The following is a 17,176-nucleotide window of genomic DNA, read 5'->3' on the forward strand; positions in this document are numbered from 1 at the left end:
CTCAAACAAAGCGGCAGCTGATGGCGCCCATGTTGCCGTAGTCGACGTGGAAGGTATCGCCCTTGCGCGCCGGGACCGGGCGGGTGAACGAGCCGCCGAGGATAATCTGCCCGGCTTCGAGCTGGACATCGTACGGCGCCAGTTTGTTGGCCAGCCAGGCCACGCCGTTGGCCGGATGATTAAGCACGCCCGCGGCGACGCCGGTCTCTTCAATCACGCCGTTGCGATACAGCAGGGCGGAGATCCAGCGCAGGTCGAGCTCATCCGGTTTAATCGGCCGGCCGCCGAGGATCACCCCGGCGTTGGCGGCGTTATCGGAGATGGTGTCGAACACTTTGCGCGGACGCTGGGTTTCCGGGTCGATGTTGTGGCAACGCGCGTCGATAAGCTCAAGCGCCGGGATAACGTAGTCGGTGGCGTTGTAGACATCAAACAGCGTGCAGTTCGGGCCGCGTAGCGGTTTGGCCAGCACGAAGGCCAGCTCGACTTCGATACGCGGCACGATAAAGCGGTCGGTGGGAATATCGCTGCCGTCGTGGAAGAACATATCGTCGAGCAGCGCGCCGTAGTCCGGCTCGCTGATCTGCGAACTGGCCTGCATCGCTTTAGAGGTCAGGCCGATCTTGTGGCCTTTGAGCACGCGGCCTTCGGCGATCTTCATTTCGACCCACTCGCGCTGGACGGCGTAGGCGTCCTCAATGGTGATCGACGGATAATCCAGCGAGATCGCGCGGATCTGTTCACGCTGTTTTTCGGCCTGGTTCAGCCGCTGGGCAATCAGGGTTCGGGTCTGTTTATCGAGCATAGTGATTCCTGTGGCATTACCGGAAATGTGCACAATCGAGTAGCCCGGGCGAGGCGTTTACGCCGACCCCGGGGTGGCCCGGAGCAAACCCCGGCGTCGCGTTGCTCGGCCGGGCTACCTGCTTGAGCCTCGATGTATTATTTAAATAACGCGTGCACGTTGTTCTGTTTGTAGTTCAGCGTCGGGTCGAGCTCTTCCATGGCGAACGACAGCGCCAGATAACGGCTCTCCATCAGCGCGGCAAAGTGGGCCTTGATCAGCGCGAACAGCATTTCGCCCACCTCCTGACGGCTCTCCAGGCTACGGCCGGCGCCGATCTTCAGGGTCATATGCACGAAGGCGTAATCATGCTTGCCGTCGGCCATCTGCCAGGTATCCAGCCAGTGGGCGCGGCTGCGAATACCGCCAATCGGAAAGATGCCGGTGGCGGCCAGCGCCTCGTTGACTTTGGCGAACAGCCCCGGTAAATCGGCCTGTTCGCGGATATTGTCGCTACACTCGGCGATAAAATGCGGCATGGGGCCTCCTTACGCCTGCGCCGGCAGCGGGAACACGGCGTTAACCTGGCCGGTACCGGAGCTGGCGAATAGCTCGGTGATAAACTCCACCTTGCCGTCGTATTTATCCCAACCCAGCAGGCCGAGCAGCATCACCGTGTCGTGCATGTTGCCTTCGCCGTAGCAGTAGTCGGCGTACTCCGGCAGCATGGTGCAGAACTCTTTGAATTTGCCTTCGCGCCACAGCTTCACCACGCGCTCATCCATCTGATGGTCAAACTCGCGGGTATAGCTGTTCATGCCCTCTTCGGCGCGCTGGTCGTCGATAAAGCGATGCGACAGCGAACCGCTGGCCAGCACCGCCACGGTGCCGTCATATTTGTCGATGGCCTTGAGGATGGCCTCGCCCAGCTTGCGGCTGTCGGCAAAATCGTGAACGGTACAGAAGGCGGAAATGGACACCACTTTGAAATGCTTATCGCTATTCATGTAGCGCATCGGCACCAGGGTGCCGTATTCCAGCTTCAGGCTCGGAATATTGTGCGCCTTGGCGCGTACGCCAAGCTTGACGGCCTCGTCGGCAATCAGGTGACCCAGTTCCGGGTTGCCGTCGTAGTCGTAGGTCATGTCGCGAATAAAATGCGGCAGTTCGTTACTGGTGTAGACGCCCTGGAAATGGTCGGCACAGTTGATGTGGTAGGCGCTGTTGACCAGCCAGTGGGTGTCGAACACGATAATGGTATCGACGCCCATTTCACGGCAGCGCTTGCCAATTTCTTTATGTCCGTCGATCGCGCCCTGACGGCAGCCGTGGTTTTTCCCCGGCAGCTCAGACAGATACATCGACGGCACGTGAGTGATTTTTGCTGCTAACGCTAACTTACCCATATCAGACTCCCCATTTCGGGATCGGATGGTCGCCCATCGAGATGCAGACGTTCTTCATTTCGGCGAACACTTCAAAGCTGTACTCGCCGCCTTCGCGGCCGGTGCCGGAGGCCTTCACGCCGCCGAACGGCTGACGCAGGTCGCGCACGTTCTGGGTGTTGACGAACACCATTCCGGCTTCAATACCGCGCGCCAGACGCAGCACTTTGCTGACGTCCTGGGTCCAGATGTACGACGCCAGACCGTATTCCACATCGTTGGCCAGACGCAGCCCTTCCGCTTCGTCTTTGAACGGCAGCAGGCAGGCGACCGGGCCAAAAATCTCTTCCTGGGCGACGCGCATGCGGTTGTCGACATCCGCCAGTACCGTCGGGCGCAGGAAGTTGCCGGCTTTCAGATGCGCCGGCAGATCGGACGGCTTATCCGCGCCGCCGGCCAGCAGGGTGGCCCCCTCTTCGATACCGAGGCGAATGTAGCCGGACACTTTCTCCCAGTGCTGCTTGCTAATCAGCGCGCCGACTTGGGTATTCGGATCGGTCGGATCGCCTACGCGCAGGCGGTTGGCGCGCTCGGCGAAGCGCTTGACGAACTCCGGATAAATACTCTGCTGAATGAAAATGCGTGAACCGGCGGTGCAGCGTTCGCCGTTGATCGAGAAAATGGTGAACAGCGCGGCGTCGAGCGCGCGCTCAATATCGGCGTCTTCAAAAATCAGCACCGGCGATTTTCCGCCGAGCTCCATGGAGTACTTTTTCAGGCCGGCGTTCTTCATAATGTTGCGGCCAGTGGCGGTGCCGCCGGTGAAGGAGACGGCGCGCACATCATGATGGCGTACCAGCGCGTCGCCAGCGGTGGCGCCATAGCCCTGCACCACGTTGAGCACGCCAGCCGGGATCCCGGCTTCCAGCGCCAGTTCGCCCAGACGATCGGCGGTCAGCGGCGACAGCTCGGACATTTTCAGCACCGCGGTATTGCCCAGCGCCAGGCACGGCGCCACCTTCCAGGTTGCGGTCATAAATGGCACGTTCCACGGCGACACCAGCGCGCAGACGCCAACCGGCTGCACGAGGGTGTAGTTAAGCATCTTGTCGTCGACCGGATAGGTCTTGCCGTTCATCTGCTGGCATACTTCGGCGAAAAATTCGAAGTTATGCGACGCCCGCGGGATCAGCACGTTTTTGGTCTGGTGGATAGGCAGGCCGGTATCGGCGGTTTCCATCGCCGCGATCTCCGGGACGTTCTGATCGATCAAATCGCCCAGGCGGCGCATCAGGCGCGCGCGCTCTTTCATCGGCAGGTTAGCCCACTTCGGGAAGGCCTCTTTCGCCGCCGCTACCGCCTGGTTGATTTCGGCTTCGCCGCCGGAGGCGACTTCAGCCAGTACCTCGCCGGTGGCCGGGTTGGTGGTATGAAAATAGTCTGCGCCGGCAACGTTTTTACCGTTGATCCAATGGTTAATCTTTTTCATGACAGTGTCTCCTCATACGCTTGCTGGCTGATGATATGGTTGACCAGGCGGCCCACGCCCTCGACTTCAACGATCACCTCATCACCCGGCACCACATCGGATAGCCCTTTCGGCGTGCCGGTGGCGATCATGTCGCCCGGTTGCAGGGTCATAAATTCGCTTAAATAAGCGATGAGGAACGGGATGCTGAAGATCAGATCGGCGGTGGTGCCCTGCTGGCGCAGTTCGCCGTTGACCCAGGTACGCAGGGCCAGATTATGCGGATCCGGGATCGCCTCTTTGGCGACGATCCACGGGCCGATCGGCGTCAGGGTGTCGCGGCTTTTCACCCGCAGGTTCGGGCGGTAGTAGTTTTCCAGATAGTCGCGGATCGCGTAGTCGTTGCACACGGTATAGCCAGCGACATAGTCCATGGCCTCGGCTTCGCTGACGCGGCGCGCGGTTTTCCCGATCACCACCACCAGTTCGGCTTCGTAGTGCATGTATTCGACGTTATCCGGGCGTACCGACTGCTGCTGGTGGCCAATAAAAGTGTTCGGCGCTTTGATGAATACCAAAGGCTCGGTTGGCGGTTTAAACTCCAGCTCGCTGGCGTGGTCGGCGTAGTTGAGCCCCAGCGCGAACAGCGTGCCGTCGGCGGGCGGCAGCCAGCGGAATTCGCCTTCTTTCAATACCGTGCCATCGGGCAGGCGCACCTGGTCGCGTTCATCGACCAGCACGTCGCGTACCTGTCCCTGCCATTCAATACGTGCCTGTTTCATGCCAGCTCTCCTTCTGCGACAACCGGGTTTTCGAGCGCCGGGAAACCGTCGGCGAGAATACGTACGCGGTCGCCGGGGCGCAGCGTGACGCGGGAGTGGGGCGTGCCGATAAGGATCGCGTCGCCGGGATTGAGGGTAGCGAACTCGCTTAAGGCGCTCAGCAGCTGCGCGGCGCTACGCTGCAGATCGCCGGTATGCCAGCTATCCGCCTCGCGGCCGTTGATTTCGGTGATGATGGTCAGGTTATCGACGTTGCGCACCGCCGACAGCGCGCCGATGGGGCAGAAGCCATCGCGGCATTTGGCCTTGATCGCCGGGCGATAAAAACTCTCTTCCGGCAGGCTAACGTCGTTAGCCAGCGCGTAGCCGGCGATATAGTTCGCCGCCTCTTCCGCCGCCACTTTACGCGCGGTTTTGCCGACAATCAGCGCCACCGTCGCGCCGCTTTGTACGGTCTCGCCCTGCGGATGGGGAATGGCTTCGCCATCGCCAATCACGGTATTACGGGGTTTGATGAACCAGACCGCAGTTTTCGGCGGCGTCTTGTAGGGGGCCTGTTGAAACGCTTCGCGCCAGGCGTCGAGCTGGCTGCGATGATTGAGCGCAACGGCGAAGATGGTACCTTTCATTCACCACTCCTCTGGTACTGATTTCGGATTCGAAGGGATTTCATTAATATGTTAATGATCATCTTTTATTCTTTGCGCGAAGGTTTGGCAAATAGAAGTGAATGTTTTGTGATCTGATTAACACAATATTTACATGTTTTTTATTTATATCTTATATATCAATTATATATATTTATTTTTGATAGCGACTGGTACTTTTCAGGTGCAGAAACCGGTTGTACATGGCAGGATTAGGGCTAATTATTAAAGTGTTAATAAGTTTTGGTTAGCGTTGTTGAGGGGATACCATGCATGATTCATTAACCATTGCGCTGCTGCAGGCGCGAGAAGCGGCGATGGGCCATTTCCGGCCGATCGTTAAACGCCACAACCTGACCGAACAGCAGTGGCGTATTGTGCGTATCCTTGCGGAAAACCCATCGATGGATTTTCACGACCTGGCCTGGCGCGCCTGCATTTTGCGCCCCAGCCTGACCGGGATTTTGACGCGCATGGAACGCGACGGTTTAGTGCTGCGCTTAAAACCGGTCAACGATCAGCGCAAGCTCTACCTGTCGTTAACGCCCGCCGGGCTGGCGCTGTATGAGAGCGCCCAGGCACAGGTGGAAGAGGCCTACCGGCAGATAGAAGCACAGTTTACGGCGGAAAAGATGCGCCAGCTGACCACGCTGTTGGAGGAGTTTATTGCGCTTGGCGTCCCTGCCGCGCGCGGTGATGAAGAAGAGTAGCGGTTACGGCTCGGCGCTCGGCCGGGCGAGGGCAGTAAGCGTTTCCGCGCGGGCGGGGGCCAGCGGTTCTCTCGGCTGCGGCAGCGGCCAGCCGTACAACCAGCGGGCGCTGGCGGCGCAGGTGCGCCCCTGACAGGCGCCCATTCCGCAGCGCTGGGTGAGTTTGGCCTGCGGCCAGCCCCCGGCGGCGTCAACATCGCCGCAGCGCACATCTTCGCAGCGGCACAGCAGGCTCTCCGGCGTTGCGGCGTTTTTCAAGGACTCCCTCAGCCGGAAGGTACGGTTGATTGCTTCGGCGAAACGCTGCCAGCGGGCGCGGCGGGCAAATAACGCCTGCGCTTGATGGCTGGCCCCGGCGGCGGCAAAACCGGCGATTTCGCCCTCCGCCAGCGCCAGTTCGCTACCGCCGAAACCGGTGCACTCGCCGGCGGCGTAGATATCCTCGATGCTGGTCTGCTGCCAGCGGTTAACCTGTATCGCCTCCTGCGCCGTGGCGCAGCCGAACAGCAGCGCCGTCTCGATATTGGGTATCAGCCCGTAGCCGATAGCCAGCCGATCGCAGGCGATAGTCCGCTCGACGCCGCGCTGGCGAAGCGTAACGGCTTCCAGCCGCGTTGTACCGTGAGCGCGGATCGCCTGCGCGCCGCTAAGATAGCCTTTCGGGGCCAGCGTCGCTAACTGGCGCAGCTTCTGCGGCCAGCGCCACAGACCGCAGGCGAAGCGCAGCAGCGTCGGGAGCGGCGCTTGCTCAATGATATTCGTCACTTCGCCTCCGGCCTTGTTCACCGTATCCGCCACCGCCAGCAGTAGCGGACCGCTGCCGGCAATCACCACCTTTTCACCTTTCAGCGACAGCCCATGTTTGATTTGCGCCTGTAGGCCGCCCGCGCCGGTCACGCCGGGTAAGGTCCAGCCGGGAAAGGGCAGCGACAGCTCGCGCGCGCCGCAGCAGAGGATCAGTTTCTGCCAGTAAACCACGCCGCCGCCGTCGGCGGTTTCAAACAGCACGCTGTGTGCGGAAGGGCGGGCAATCAGCCGCGCGCCGTTCACTACCCGGATGGAGGCAGACGCGGCGATGGCGTCGCGGTAGCGCCGGGCCAGGGCGGGCAGCGTCGCCTGCGGACCCGCGCGCCAGATTTGTCCGCCAGGGGCGGGGTTATCGTCGAGGATGATGACCTGTTTATCGCAGGCGGCGGCGGAGAGCGCGGCCGCCATGCCGGCGGGGCCGGCGCCGAGGATTAAAATGTCACAGCGCAGCGTGTTCATCGCGGCTCCTTTCTATTTGCATACCGGCCCGGCACAGGGTCTGGCAGGCCAGCACCCGTAGGCCATCGACGGCGATCCGGCACTCCTGGCAGACGCCCATGCCGCAAAACGGCGCGCGGAGCTCGCCGTTAACCGCCTGGCGGGTGGTGGGGTCGCCGGTCAACGCCAGCGCCGCCGCCACGCTGATCCCTTCCGGCACCGTCAGAGGCTGGCCATCGACGGTGATGTTGAGAGTGGCCTTCATGCAATCGCCTCCTGTTGACACAAACGAGCCGGGAGCCAGACGTCGGGCGCCAATGGGCAGCGTTCATCGAGGATCTGCGCCGCCAGCAGTTCGGCCGTGGCCGGAGCGGTGGTGACGCCCAGCCCTTCATGGCCCAGCGCTAACCATACGCCACGGCGAGCGGGGTGCGGGCCGATCAGCGGGTTGCCATCCGGCGAGGCGGCGCGCAGACCGCTCCAGCAGCGGATAATATTCAACGTCGCCAGCGCCGGCACGAAGTGGCGGGCGCGATCGAGCATCTGCGCCAGCAGGGGCAGATCCAACTCGCGCTCGCGGTTATCAAACTGACGCGAAGAGCCAATCAGCAGCTGGCCGGTGGGCCGCGGCTGAAGGTTAAACGCCACCGAGGTGCCGCCGCCGTGGGCGCTGGCGCCGTAGCCCAGCTCAACCAACTGATGATGCACCCGCGGCCGGTAGCGATCGGTAATCGCCAGTTGGCCTTTTTTCGGTCGCAGCCAGTTTTCCGCTAACAGCACATTGGCTTCAAGGCCGCAGGCCACCACGATCGCTCGCGCCTGTAGCCGTTGGCCGCTGGCGAGCAGCACCTGCGGCTCTTCAATCGTCTGTACGCTGTCGCGCAGGCAGGTAAGATGGTCTCCGGCATCGGTAATCAACCAGCGGGCGACGTTCGGCGCGTAGACGATGCCATCGCCCGGCACCCATAGCCCGCCGGCCAGCCCGCCGCGCAGCAGCGGCTCTCGCCCGGCGATCTGCTGCGGAGTCTGGAGTTCGCTGTGCACCTGATGGCCGGCTATCCGCCGCTGTTTTTCGTCGGCGACGGCCATCTCTTCTTCGCTTTCCGCCAGCCACAGCGTGCCGCAGCCGCGCCAGGCGCAATTGTCGGGCATCCGCGGCGTGATAGCGCGCCAGCGTTCCAGCGACCACGCCGACAAGGCAAGCTCGGCGGGGTCATCATCCATGCACACCAGATGGCCCATACCGGCCGCCGTGGCGCCGGGCTGACCGTTATCGATAAGCGTCACGCTTTGCCCCCGCTTCGCCAACTGCCACGCGCAGGCGGCGCCGATGATCCCGGCGCCGATCACGATGACATCGCTCTGCTTCACGGCGCGATCCCCCAGCAGAAGGGATCGTCAGGGTTGAGGATCAATTGGTTATCGCCGCAGACCCAGGCTTCGCCGCGGATCGTTGGGATGATGCCTTCAGCGGTGCGCTGGTAGCTGGCGGTAAACTGGCTGCCGATGATGCTGGCCTGACGCCATATTTCCCCTGGCTGCAGCTTGCCATCCTGCGCCAGACAGGCCAGCTTGGCGCTGGTGCCGGTACCGCACGGCGAGCGATCCCAGGCCTTTCCCGGGCAAAGTACGAAGCTGCGGCTGTCGGCGGTATCGTCATCGGCGAAGAGTTCGATATGGTCGATAACGCCGCCGTCGTCGCCACGGATCCCCGCTGCTTCCAGCCCCTCGCGCACTGCCCAGGCGTAGTCGGTGAGCTGTGGAATTTGTTCGGGGGTAATGGCGAACGGGTGGTCGTTAATCAGGAAAAACCAGTTTCCGCCCCAGGCAATATCGCCGATGACGGGACCCAGCGCGGTTTCAACGCGGATCTGTTTTTTCCAGCGACGGGCCGGGACGTTTTGCACCGATACGCTGCCATCGTCGTGCAACGTCGCGCTTACGTCGCCGACCGGCGTTTCAATCAGGTGTACGCCGGGCTTGATACGCCCAAGCCAGGCCAGCGAGGCGATAAGCCCGATAGTGCCGTGGCCGCACATATTCAGAAAACCGGCGTTGTTGAAGAAAATCACCCCAGCGGTAGCCGCCGCCGAGACCGGTTTGCACAGCAGCGCGCCGACCAGTACGTCATTGCCGCGCGGTTCAAGAATGGCCGCCTGACGCCAATGGTCGAAGTCGCGGGCGAAGCGGTCACGGCGCTCCGCCATGCTGCCGTCGCCGAGGTCGGGGAAGCCGTCAACGATCAGGCGGGTCGGTTCGCCGCCGGTATGTGAATCGATAGCTCTCAGCGTAATAGGGGGGCGTGGCGCGGTCATCAGACTCTCCGGAAGTTAACAACATGTTTCATCATGCTGGCGCAACCTTTCCCCGCCTGCTTGAGCGCTTTCGTCAGAGAAAATGACGAAATCTGCATAGTAATGAGCGCGGTATATTTCTATTTAACATATTTATTTCTTATTAATCATTTACTTAATGCTGTGGTAAACCGAAAGTGACCATTGCGCCAGTGGCTAAATCAGGGGAAGGCGTAAAGCGGATCCAGGATCGCAAATCCAGCGCTTGCTGCTTGTGGTGTTAACGGAAAGTGAATAAATATCCCTCGGTCACTTACCATGAGGAGGCCTTATGATCGGTGTTTCTGATGCGGCGCCGCCGCGCGCGGTTAACCAACCTGAGCTGGCCGTCGATGAGCTGAGCCAGATCTGCGAAGGGCTGGCGCGCCAGCGGCCGGAAAATATGCCGGCGCTGCTGAATGCGCTGGCGCTGATTGCACCCCTGCTCAATGCCATTCCTAATGTGGTCTTTTTTATCAAAGATCGCCAGGCGCGTTATTTGTTGGCGAACCTGACGCTGGCCCGCCGCTGTGGTTTCAAAAGCGTCTCCTCGCTGCTGGGCAAAACCTCCGCCGATGTCTTTCCTTCCGCGCTGGGCCAGGGTTACACCGAGCAGGATCTTCGGGTACTACGGGAAGGCGTGACCCTGCGCGATCAGCTGGAAATGCATCTCTACAATGGCCGCGAGCGCGGCTGGTGCCTGACGCAGAAATTGGCGCTACGCGATATCAGCGGCCAGGTGATCGGCATGGCCGGGATCTCGCACGATCTGCAGGAGGCCCACGCCCGCCATCCGGCATGGCAGCGGCTGGCGATCGTCGACGATCATATCCGCCGCCATTATCACCGGCCGATCGCCATGGAAGAGTTAACCGCCTTAAGCGGAATGTCGATTGCGCAGATCGAACGCTATTGCAAACGGATCTTTCATCTCACTCCGCGGCAAATGATCCACAAAGTGCGGCTGGAAAAAGCCACCGAACTGCTGGCTGGCGATACGCCGATTACCGATATCGCCCTGCAGTGCGGTTATACCGATCACAGCGCTTTTAGCCGCCAGTTCAAGGCGATGACCGGCTCGACGCCGCGCGATTTTCGCCTCACGCTGCTCGGATAAACGCTGGCTCACACTTTTGCCGACTGTGCTAATTTCGTCATCGTATTGAGGGAAAACCGACAAGCCGCCGGTTCCGCGACACGTCAATCTGTCAGTGAATATTCACCATTCATTCACTTCGACTTAACAAAATGACGACAAGGAACCGAGCATGAGCAAAAAAGCGATTCACTGGAGCGGCGTATTCCCGGCGGTCAGCACGCAGTTTCGTAGCGACTACTCCCTCGATTTAGACGCCACTCACGCGGTGATGAAAAACCTGGTGAAAGATGGCGTTTCCGGGCTGGTGGTGTGCGGCAGCGTAGGTGAAAACACCTCGCTGAGCACCGATGAAAAACTGCAGATTATCGAGGTGGCGAAGGACGCCGCCGGCGGCAAAATTCCGGTCATCGCCGGGGTGGCCGAGTTCACCACCGCCTTTGCCCAGAAAATGGCGAAAGAGGCGGAGCGCGTCGGCGTCGACGGGATCATGGTGATGCCGGCGCTGGTCTACTCCTCAAAACCACATGAAACCGCGGCCCACTTCCGCAGCGTGGCGAGCGCTACCGACCTGCCGATTATGGTCTACAACAACCCGCCGATTTACAAAAACGACGTGACGCCGGACATTCTCGCCACCCTGACCGACTGCGACAACATCGTCTGCTTTAAAGACTCCTCCGGCGATACCCGCCGCTTTATCGACCTGCGTAATACCGTTGGCGACCGCTTCGTGCTGTTTGCCGGGCTGGATGACGTGGTGGTGGAAAGCATCGCCGTCGGCGCGGAAGGCTGGATCTCCGGGATGTCCAACGCCTTCCCGCGCGAAGGGGAAACGTTATTCCGTCTCGCCCGTCAGCAGCGTTACGAAGAGGCGATGGCGCTGTACCGCTGGTTCATGCCGCTTCTGCATCTCGATGCGCGTCCGGATCTGGTGCAGTGCATCAAGCTGTGTGAAGAGTTGCTGGGTCGCGGCAGCGCCATCACTCGTCCGCCGCGTCTGGCGCTGGAAGGCGAAACGCGCCAGCAGGTGGTGACGATCGTTGAACAGGCGCTGGCGACTCGTCCGACGCTGCCGGATGTCGGCCTCTGAGCACAGGAGTCAATATGAATGCATCTCAGACCACGGCGGGACGGCAGTTTATTGCCGGACGCCGCATTGCCAGCGGTGAGGCGACGCTATTGAGCCTGCGGGCGGTGGACGGCGAAGCCACCGGCCACCGCTTTTATCCGGCTTCACGCGAGGAAGCCGCTCAGGCCGCAGAAGCCGCGCAGCAGGCCTTTGCCATCTATTCACAAACCACGCCGCAGCAGCGGGCGCGCTTTCTCAACGCCATTGCTGATGAACTGGATGCGCTGGGCGAGGCGTTTTTTGCTATCGCCGGGCAGGAGACCGCGCTGCCGCTGGCGCGGCTGCAGGGTGAACGGGCGCGCACCAGCGGCCAGCTGAGAATGTTTGCTGGCGTGATTCAGCGCGGCGATATCTTCGCCGCCCGTATTGATACCGCCTTAGCCGACCGTCAGCCGCTGCCGCGCCCGGACCTGCGCCAGTATCAGCTGGCGTTAGGGCCGGTGGCGGTGTTTGGCGCCAGCAACTTTCCGTTGGCCTTTTCCACCGCCGGCGGCGATACCGCCTCGGCGCTGGCGGCTGGCTGCCCGGTGGTGGTGAAGGCCCATCCGGGCCATATGGCCACCGCCGAGCTGACCGCTGAAGCGATCGTCCGGGCGGTGGTGCGGTGCGGTTTACCCGGCGGCGTATTCAATATGATTTTCGGGACCGATATTGGCGCCGAATTGGTCCGCCATCCGGCGATTCAGGCCGTTGGCTTTACCGGTTCGCTGGCCGGTGGTAAGGCGCTGTATCAGCTGGCGCAGCAGCGCCCGCAGCCAATCCCGCTGTTTGCTGAAATGTCGGCGATTAACCCATTGATTATTCTGCCGCAGGCGCTGCAGACGCGGGCCGAGGCGCTGGCAAACGAGCTGGTGGCGTCATTCACCCTCGGCGGCGGCCAGTTCTGTACCCGTCCGGGGCTGATTCTGGCGCTGCGCGGCGCCGGGCTGGAACGCTTTAAGTCGGCGCTGTGCGCGGCGGTAGCGGGCTCCCCGCCGCAGGTATTGCTCAATGCGCCGACCCTTCAGCACTACCATCAGGGCGTGGCGGCGCTTGCGGCGCACCCGCGTATCGAGAAGCTGGCGAACGGCATCGCCGCCGGCACCGGGCAGGCGCAGACCCTGCTGTGGCAGGCTCAGGCCGAGGATCTACTGGCGCAGGATACGCTGCTGCAGACTGAGGTTTTCGGCCCGTTATCGCTACTGGTGGAAGTGGACGACGTGGCCCAGCTGCAGGCGGTGGTGAAAGCGCTGCAGGGGCAGCTCACCGCGACGCTGCATGCCGAGGCGGATGATGGCCCGCTGGCGGCGAGCCTGCTACCGCTGCTTTGCGAAAAGGCCGGACGGGTACTGTTTAACGGTTATCCCACCGGCGTGGAAGTGTGCGATGCGATGGTCCACGGCGGCCCGTGGCCGGCGACCACCGACGCGCGCGGGACTTCGGTTGGCAGCCGGGCGATTGAACGCTTTCTGCGCCCGGTCTGTCTGCAGAACGCGCCCGCCGCCCTGTTACCGCCGGCGCTGCAGGATGCGAACCCTTTGAACCTGCTGCGCCTGGTCAACGGCCAGTGGACCCGGGAAGCGATTTCCTCCTCTCATTGACGCAAGGGCATCACCATGACCATTCACTCTACGCATAACAGTCAAACCCGCGTTGCAGAGTCGGGTAAGTTTAAAAAACAGCTGACCCTAACGGATCTCACGTTTATCGGCCTGGGCGCGATTTTCGGCTCCGGATGGTTATTCGCCGCCAGCCACGTGGCCTCCATCGCCGGTCCGGCCGGGATCGCGTCGTGGGTGATCGGCGGCTTTGCGGTATTGCTGTTGGGGATTGTCTACTGCGAACTGGGGGCGGCGCTGCCGCGCGCCGGCGGCATTATTCGCTACCCGGTCTTTTCCCACGGTGAGCTGATGGGCTATCTGCTGGGGTTCATCACCTTGATCGCTTTCTCCAGCCTGATCTCAATTGAAATCGTCGCCGCCCGGCAATATGCCGCGGCCTGGTTTCCGGCGTTGACCCAGCCGGGTTCCAGTTCGCCGACGCTGCTGGGGTGGGTGGTGCAGTTCCTGCTGCTCTGTTTCTTCTTTGCGCTGAACTACTACAGTGTCAAGACCTTCGCCCGATCGAACAACTTCATCAGCGTGCTCAAGTTTCTGGTGCCGCTGCTGGTGGTGGTGACGCTATTCGCCTTCTTTAAACCGGAGAACCTGCACGCTCAGGGTATTGCGCCATTCGGCATGTCCGGGGTGGAAGCGGCGATCAGTGCGGGGGGAATTATCTTCGCTTACCTGGGATTGACGCCGATTATCTCGGTAGCCAGCGAAGTGCAAAAGCCGCAGCGGACTATCCCTATTGCGTTGATTTTATCAGTGGTGCTGTCGACGATTATCTACGTGCTGCTGCAGCTGGCGTTCCTTGGCAGTATCCCCACCGAGATGCTGAACGGCGGTTGGGCCGAGGTGAGTAAACAGTTCTCGCTGCCGTATCGCGATATCGCCATTACCCTCGGCATGGGTTGGCTGGCCTTTATGGTGATAAGCGATGCGATTATCTCCCCGAGCGGCACCGGCAATATCTATATGAACGCGACGCCGCGGGTGATCTACGGCTGGGCGAAGGCGGGTACCTTCTTTAAAGCCTTTACCCATATTGATAAAGAGTCCGGTATTCCGCGCCCGGCGCTATGGCTGACTTTTGGACTGTCGATTTTCTGGACGCTGCCGTTCCCCTCCTGGGAACAGCTGATTAGCGTGGTGTCGGCTGCCCTGGTGCTGAGCTACGCCATCGCCCCGGTAACCGCCGCCGGGCTGCGCCGCAACGCGCCGGATCTGCCGCGGCCGTTCCGCGTGCGCGCCTTCGGCATCATCGGCCCGGTATCGTTTATGATCTCGGCGCTGATTGTCTACTGGTCCGGCTGGAATACGCTCTCGTGGCTGTTGGGGCTGCAAATCGTGATGTTTGTCGTCTATGTGATGTGCAAAGGTAAGGTGCCGGAACATACCGTGAGCCTGGCGCAGCAGGTGAAATCGTCGCTGTGGCTGATCGTTTTTTATGCGTTGATTATCCTCTTTTCCTGGCTGGGCAGCTTCGGCGGGCTTAATGTCATAGGTCACCCCTGGGATACGGTGCTGGTGGCGGCGATGTCGTTGGGGATTTACTACTGGGGCGCGCGCAGCTGCCTGCCGCAGGCTAACTTTAGCGGAGACGAAGAAGAGTAAAGGAGAACAGTATGGAGTCGGTAACTCTATCGTTACCTGAAGCTTATGACCTGGCGCTGGAGGTACTCAGCGCCAATGGATTTAGCGCCGACCACGCGGCGGCCATTGCACGTAATGTGGCCGCCGGGGAGCGCGACGGCTGCGCTTCCCACGGCCTGTGGCGGCTGTTGGGCATTGTCGATACCTTGCGTAAAGGCAAGGTATCGCCTGATGCCGAGCCGCAAATCCACGATCAGGCGCCGGCGATTGCGCGGGCGGACGCCGGCGGGGCCTTTTCGCTGCTGGCCTACGAGCGCGCGCTGCCGTTACTGCTGGAGAAGGCGCGGCACAGCGGCATTGCGGCGTTGGCGATTAACCACTGCGTCCATTTTTCCGCGCTGTTTGCCGATATTGAGCCGTTGACCGAGGCAGGGCTGGTGGGGCTGTCCTGCACGCCAAGCCACGCCTGGGTCGCTCCGGCGGGCGGCACGCGTCCGCTGTTCGGCACCAACCCTATCGCCTTTGGCTGGCCGCGGCGAGATAAGCCGCCGTTTATTGTTGATATGGCGACCAGCGCCGCGGCGCGCGGCGAGATCCAGCTGCATCAGCGCGCCGGCAAAGCGCTACCGCAAGGGTGGGGAATCGACAGTCAGGGACAGCCGACGACCGATGCCGCGGAGGTGCTGAACGGCGCGATGTTAACTTTCGGCGGCCATAAGGGCTCGGCGCTGGCGGCAATGGTCGAGCTGCTGGCCGGGCCGCTTATCGGCGATATGACCAGCGCCGAATCGCTGGCGTGGGATAACGGCGCGGGCGGTCTCCCCTACGGCGGCGAGCTTATCCTGGCGCTGGATCCGCAGCGCTTTCTCGGCGCGCAGGCACCAGAGCAGCTGGCGCGCGCCGAAACGTTGTTCAATGCGATGCAGGATCAGGGGGCGCGGCTGCCGGGCGAGCGGCGTTTCGCCTGCCGCCAGCAGAGTGAGCGGCAGGGGGTAGTCATCAGCCGTTCATTGCATGATGAGATTTGCGCCTTGCGCCAGGGCGGGTAAGGCGCAGCCGCCATCCGGCGCGAAATTGGCTCTTTACCCGCGGTTATTGCCCGGCGGCGCTGCGCTTGCGCGGGCCTACAAATCACATGCCGGCGTAGCCCGGGTAAGGCGCGAAGCGCCGCCACCCGGGATATCTGTCAAAACAGCGTGTCGAGCTCGTCCAGCACGTTGTAGTCGTTATCGACCAGCAGCAACGTCTTCCACTTATCAAAGGTCAGACACGGGTGCGAGGTGCCGAACAGCAGAATATCGCCGACCTGCACATCGCTGCCCGGCGCCAGGCGCAGCATGCAGTGCTGATCCATGATGCCGGTGCTGACGATCGACTCCGCGCGCAGCGCTAACTGGAGGCCGTTACGATAATGGGCGATCGGCTGCGGCAGCCCGGCGTCGAAAGCGCAGTCGCGCTTGCCGAAATTCACCACCGCGCGATCCGCCTCCGGCACCGATTGCACCATCGCCATCAGCTCCAGCGCTGAAGTGAGATCGCCGGCGAGATCGCAGGCAATCGGATCGCGGGCGATCAGCTCTTGTTGTGCGAGATCGTAGATCCCGCGATCGTGGGTGATATAACAGCCAGGGCGAATAACGATACGGCAGCGGCGCGGTTTTGCCGCCGCCAGCCAGATGTTGCACACCACGTCATACCAGACTGTGCCCGCGCCGGTGAGAATAAATTCGCCGTCAACCAGCGGCTCCATGCGGCAGGCAAGCGCCGCGGCCTGTTGTAATAACGCTTCCACCTGCGGTTGCGGATCGTCGCCGTGCAACACTCCTTCATACAATTCCAGTCCGCGTAGCCGTAACCCCGGCAGGTCGCTTACCCGCTGCGCAAGCGCCAGCGCGTCATCGACGCTACGACAGCCGCAGCGCCCGCCCGGCACGCCAAGTTCAATCAGCACATCCAGCGTTTGCCCCTGGGCGGCAAAGAACGCGGAGAGGGCGCGCACGTTGGCCTCGCTATCGACGCAGCAGATAAAATCCACTGCCCGATAGTGCGCTTTTAGCTGCGCGACCACCTGCATATTGGCCTTGCCGACCAGCTGATTGACCATCAGGACGCGTTGGATGCCGCTGGCCATCGCCGCGCTGGCCTGCCAGGCGCTACCCACGCCGATCCCCCACGCTCCCGCTCGCTGCTGCGCCTGAAATATCCATGGCGTCATTGTCGTTTTACCATGCGGCGCCAGCGACACGCCGCGGGCGTCGGCATAGCGCTGCATCCATGAAATATTGTTTTCCAGCGCCGACTTTTTTAACAGCGCGGCGGGCAGACAGACCTCTTCCGCCAGCAGATTAGCCGGCGCGGACATGAGGGCGGATTTGTGCGGGATGAGCGGTGCTGAATGGTATTTCATAACACTATCCT

Annotated in this window: 17 protein-coding genes; 6 read left to right on the plus strand and 11 right to left on the minus strand. The window is 61.7% G+C overall.

Annotation, left to right across the window (positions count from 1 at the left end; genetic code table 11):
- Nucleotide 1 precedes the first annotated feature (1 nt).
- The 6 genes from hpaH to PGR09_RS21340 form a co-directional block, all read right to left on the minus strand.
- Nucleotides 2-805: a 2-oxo-hept-4-ene-1,7-dioate hydratase gene (gene hpaH, locus PGR09_RS21315; protein ID WP_002887487.1), complete on the minus strand. Its 804-nt coding sequence runs from the start codon at nt 803-805 to the stop codon at nt 2-4.
- 137 nt (nt 806-942) lie between these two features.
- Nucleotides 943-1,323: a 5-carboxymethyl-2-hydroxymuconate Delta-isomerase gene (locus PGR09_RS21320; protein ID WP_015368431.1), complete on the minus strand. Its 381-nt coding sequence runs from the start codon at nt 1,321-1,323 to the stop codon at nt 943-945.
- Nucleotides 1,324-1,332: 9 nt separating this feature from the next.
- Nucleotides 1,333-2,190: a 3,4-dihydroxyphenylacetate 2,3-dioxygenase gene (gene hpaD, locus PGR09_RS21325; RefSeq protein WP_009485358.1), complete on the minus strand. Its 858-nt coding sequence runs from the start codon at nt 2,188-2,190 to the stop codon at nt 1,333-1,335.
- A 1-nt stretch (nt 2,191) separates the two neighbouring features.
- On the minus strand, nt 2,192-3,658 hold the full coding sequence (gene hpaE / locus PGR09_RS21330; RefSeq protein ID WP_008807572.1) for a 5-carboxymethyl-2-hydroxymuconate semialdehyde dehydrogenase: 1,467 nt from the start codon (nt 3,656-3,658) through the stop codon (nt 2,192-2,194).
- Nucleotides 3,655-4,419, minus strand: a complete 765-nt coding sequence (locus PGR09_RS21335) for a fumarylacetoacetate hydrolase family protein (protein WP_009485356.1) — start codon at nt 4,417-4,419, stop codon at nt 3,655-3,657. Before PGR09_RS21335 ends, hpaE begins: the two co-directional genes overlap by 4 nt.
- A complete protein-coding gene (locus tag PGR09_RS21340; protein ID WP_004894500.1) occupies nt 4,416-5,048 on the minus strand; it encodes a fumarylacetoacetate hydrolase family protein in 633 nt (210 codons plus the stop codon). The genes PGR09_RS21335 and PGR09_RS21340 overlap by 4 nt, the downstream gene beginning before the upstream one ends.
- A 287-nt stretch (nt 5,049-5,335) precedes the next feature.
- Here PGR09_RS21340 and hpaR point away from each other — a divergent pair, with 287 nt between their 5' ends.
- Nucleotides 5,336-5,776 (plus strand): homoprotocatechuate degradation operon regulator HpaR, encoded by a 441-nt coding sequence (gene hpaR, locus PGR09_RS21345; protein ID WP_045395485.1) that lies wholly within the window; start codon nt 5,336-5,338, stop codon nt 5,774-5,776.
- Nucleotides 5,777-5,779: 3 nt separating this feature from the next.
- Here hpaR and PGR09_RS21350 read toward each other — a convergent pair whose 3' ends face one another.
- From PGR09_RS21350 to PGR09_RS21365, 4 genes are read right to left on the minus strand one after another with little or no spacing between them, the layout of a single operon-like run.
- Nucleotides 5,780-7,042 (minus strand): FAD-dependent oxidoreductase, encoded by a 1,263-nt coding sequence (locus tag PGR09_RS21350; protein WP_430916494.1) that lies wholly within the window; start codon nt 7,040-7,042, stop codon nt 5,780-5,782.
- Complete coding sequence (locus PGR09_RS21355) at nt 7,023-7,286, minus strand: (2Fe-2S)-binding protein (protein ID WP_045395487.1); 264 nt, start codon at nt 7,284-7,286, stop codon at nt 7,023-7,025. The genes PGR09_RS21350 and PGR09_RS21355 overlap by 20 nt, the downstream gene beginning before the upstream one ends.
- Entirely contained in the window at nt 7,283-8,392 is a 1,110-nt protein-coding gene (locus tag PGR09_RS21360; protein WP_430916495.1) for an NAD(P)/FAD-dependent oxidoreductase, read from the minus strand. The genes PGR09_RS21355 and PGR09_RS21360 overlap by 4 nt, the downstream gene beginning before the upstream one ends.
- Entirely contained in the window at nt 8,389-9,336 is a 948-nt protein-coding gene (locus tag PGR09_RS21365) for a 4-hydroxyproline epimerase (protein WP_080924945.1), read from the minus strand. The genes PGR09_RS21360 and PGR09_RS21365 overlap by 4 nt, the downstream gene beginning before the upstream one ends.
- Before the next feature lie 310 nt (nt 9,337-9,646).
- Between PGR09_RS21365 and PGR09_RS21370 the strand changes: the two genes are divergently transcribed.
- The 5 genes from PGR09_RS21370 (at nt 9,647) to PGR09_RS21390 (ending at nt 15,807) form a co-directional block, all read left to right on the plus strand.
- Nucleotides 9,647-10,471, plus strand: a complete 825-nt coding sequence (locus tag PGR09_RS21370; RefSeq protein ID WP_023288209.1) for an AraC family transcriptional regulator — start codon at nt 9,647-9,649, stop codon at nt 10,469-10,471.
- Nucleotides 10,472-10,622: 151 nt separating this feature from the next.
- Nucleotides 10,623-11,543, plus strand: coding sequence for a dihydrodipicolinate synthase family protein (locus PGR09_RS21375; protein WP_320482978.1), 921 nt, complete (start codon nt 10,623-10,625; stop codon nt 11,541-11,543).
- A 14-nt stretch (nt 11,544-11,557) separates the two neighbouring features.
- Nucleotides 11,558-13,162 carry an aldehyde dehydrogenase (NADP(+)) gene (locus tag PGR09_RS21380; protein ID WP_289578325.1) on the plus strand — a complete coding sequence of 535 codons (1,605 nt, stop codon included), beginning with the start codon at nt 11,558-11,560 and terminating at the stop codon, nt 13,160-13,162.
- Between the two features lie 15 nt (nt 13,163-13,177).
- Nucleotides 13,178-14,779: an APC family permease gene (locus tag PGR09_RS21385; RefSeq protein WP_047043864.1), complete on the plus strand. Its 1,602-nt coding sequence runs from the start codon at nt 13,178-13,180 to the stop codon at nt 14,777-14,779.
- Nucleotides 14,780-14,790: 11 nt separating this feature from the next.
- Nucleotides 14,791-15,807, plus strand: coding sequence for an Ldh family oxidoreductase (locus tag PGR09_RS21390; protein ID WP_430916496.1), 1,017 nt, complete (start codon nt 14,791-14,793; stop codon nt 15,805-15,807).
- Nucleotides 15,808-15,944: 137 nt separating this feature from the next.
- Here the strand turns inward: PGR09_RS21390 and PGR09_RS21395 are convergent, their stop codons facing one another.
- The gene (locus tag PGR09_RS21395; protein ID WP_430916497.1) at nt 15,945-17,165 is read right to left on the minus strand and encodes an amino acid deaminase; all 1,221 of its coding nucleotides are present in this window, start codon (nt 17,163-17,165) and stop codon (nt 15,945-15,947) included.
- Between the last annotated feature and the right edge of the window lie 11 nt (nt 17,166-17,176).

The organism is Klebsiella sp. 141251, assembly GCF_050600725.1.
GTDB lineage: Bacteria > Pseudomonadota > Gammaproteobacteria > Enterobacterales > Enterobacteriaceae > Klebsiella > Klebsiella aerogenes.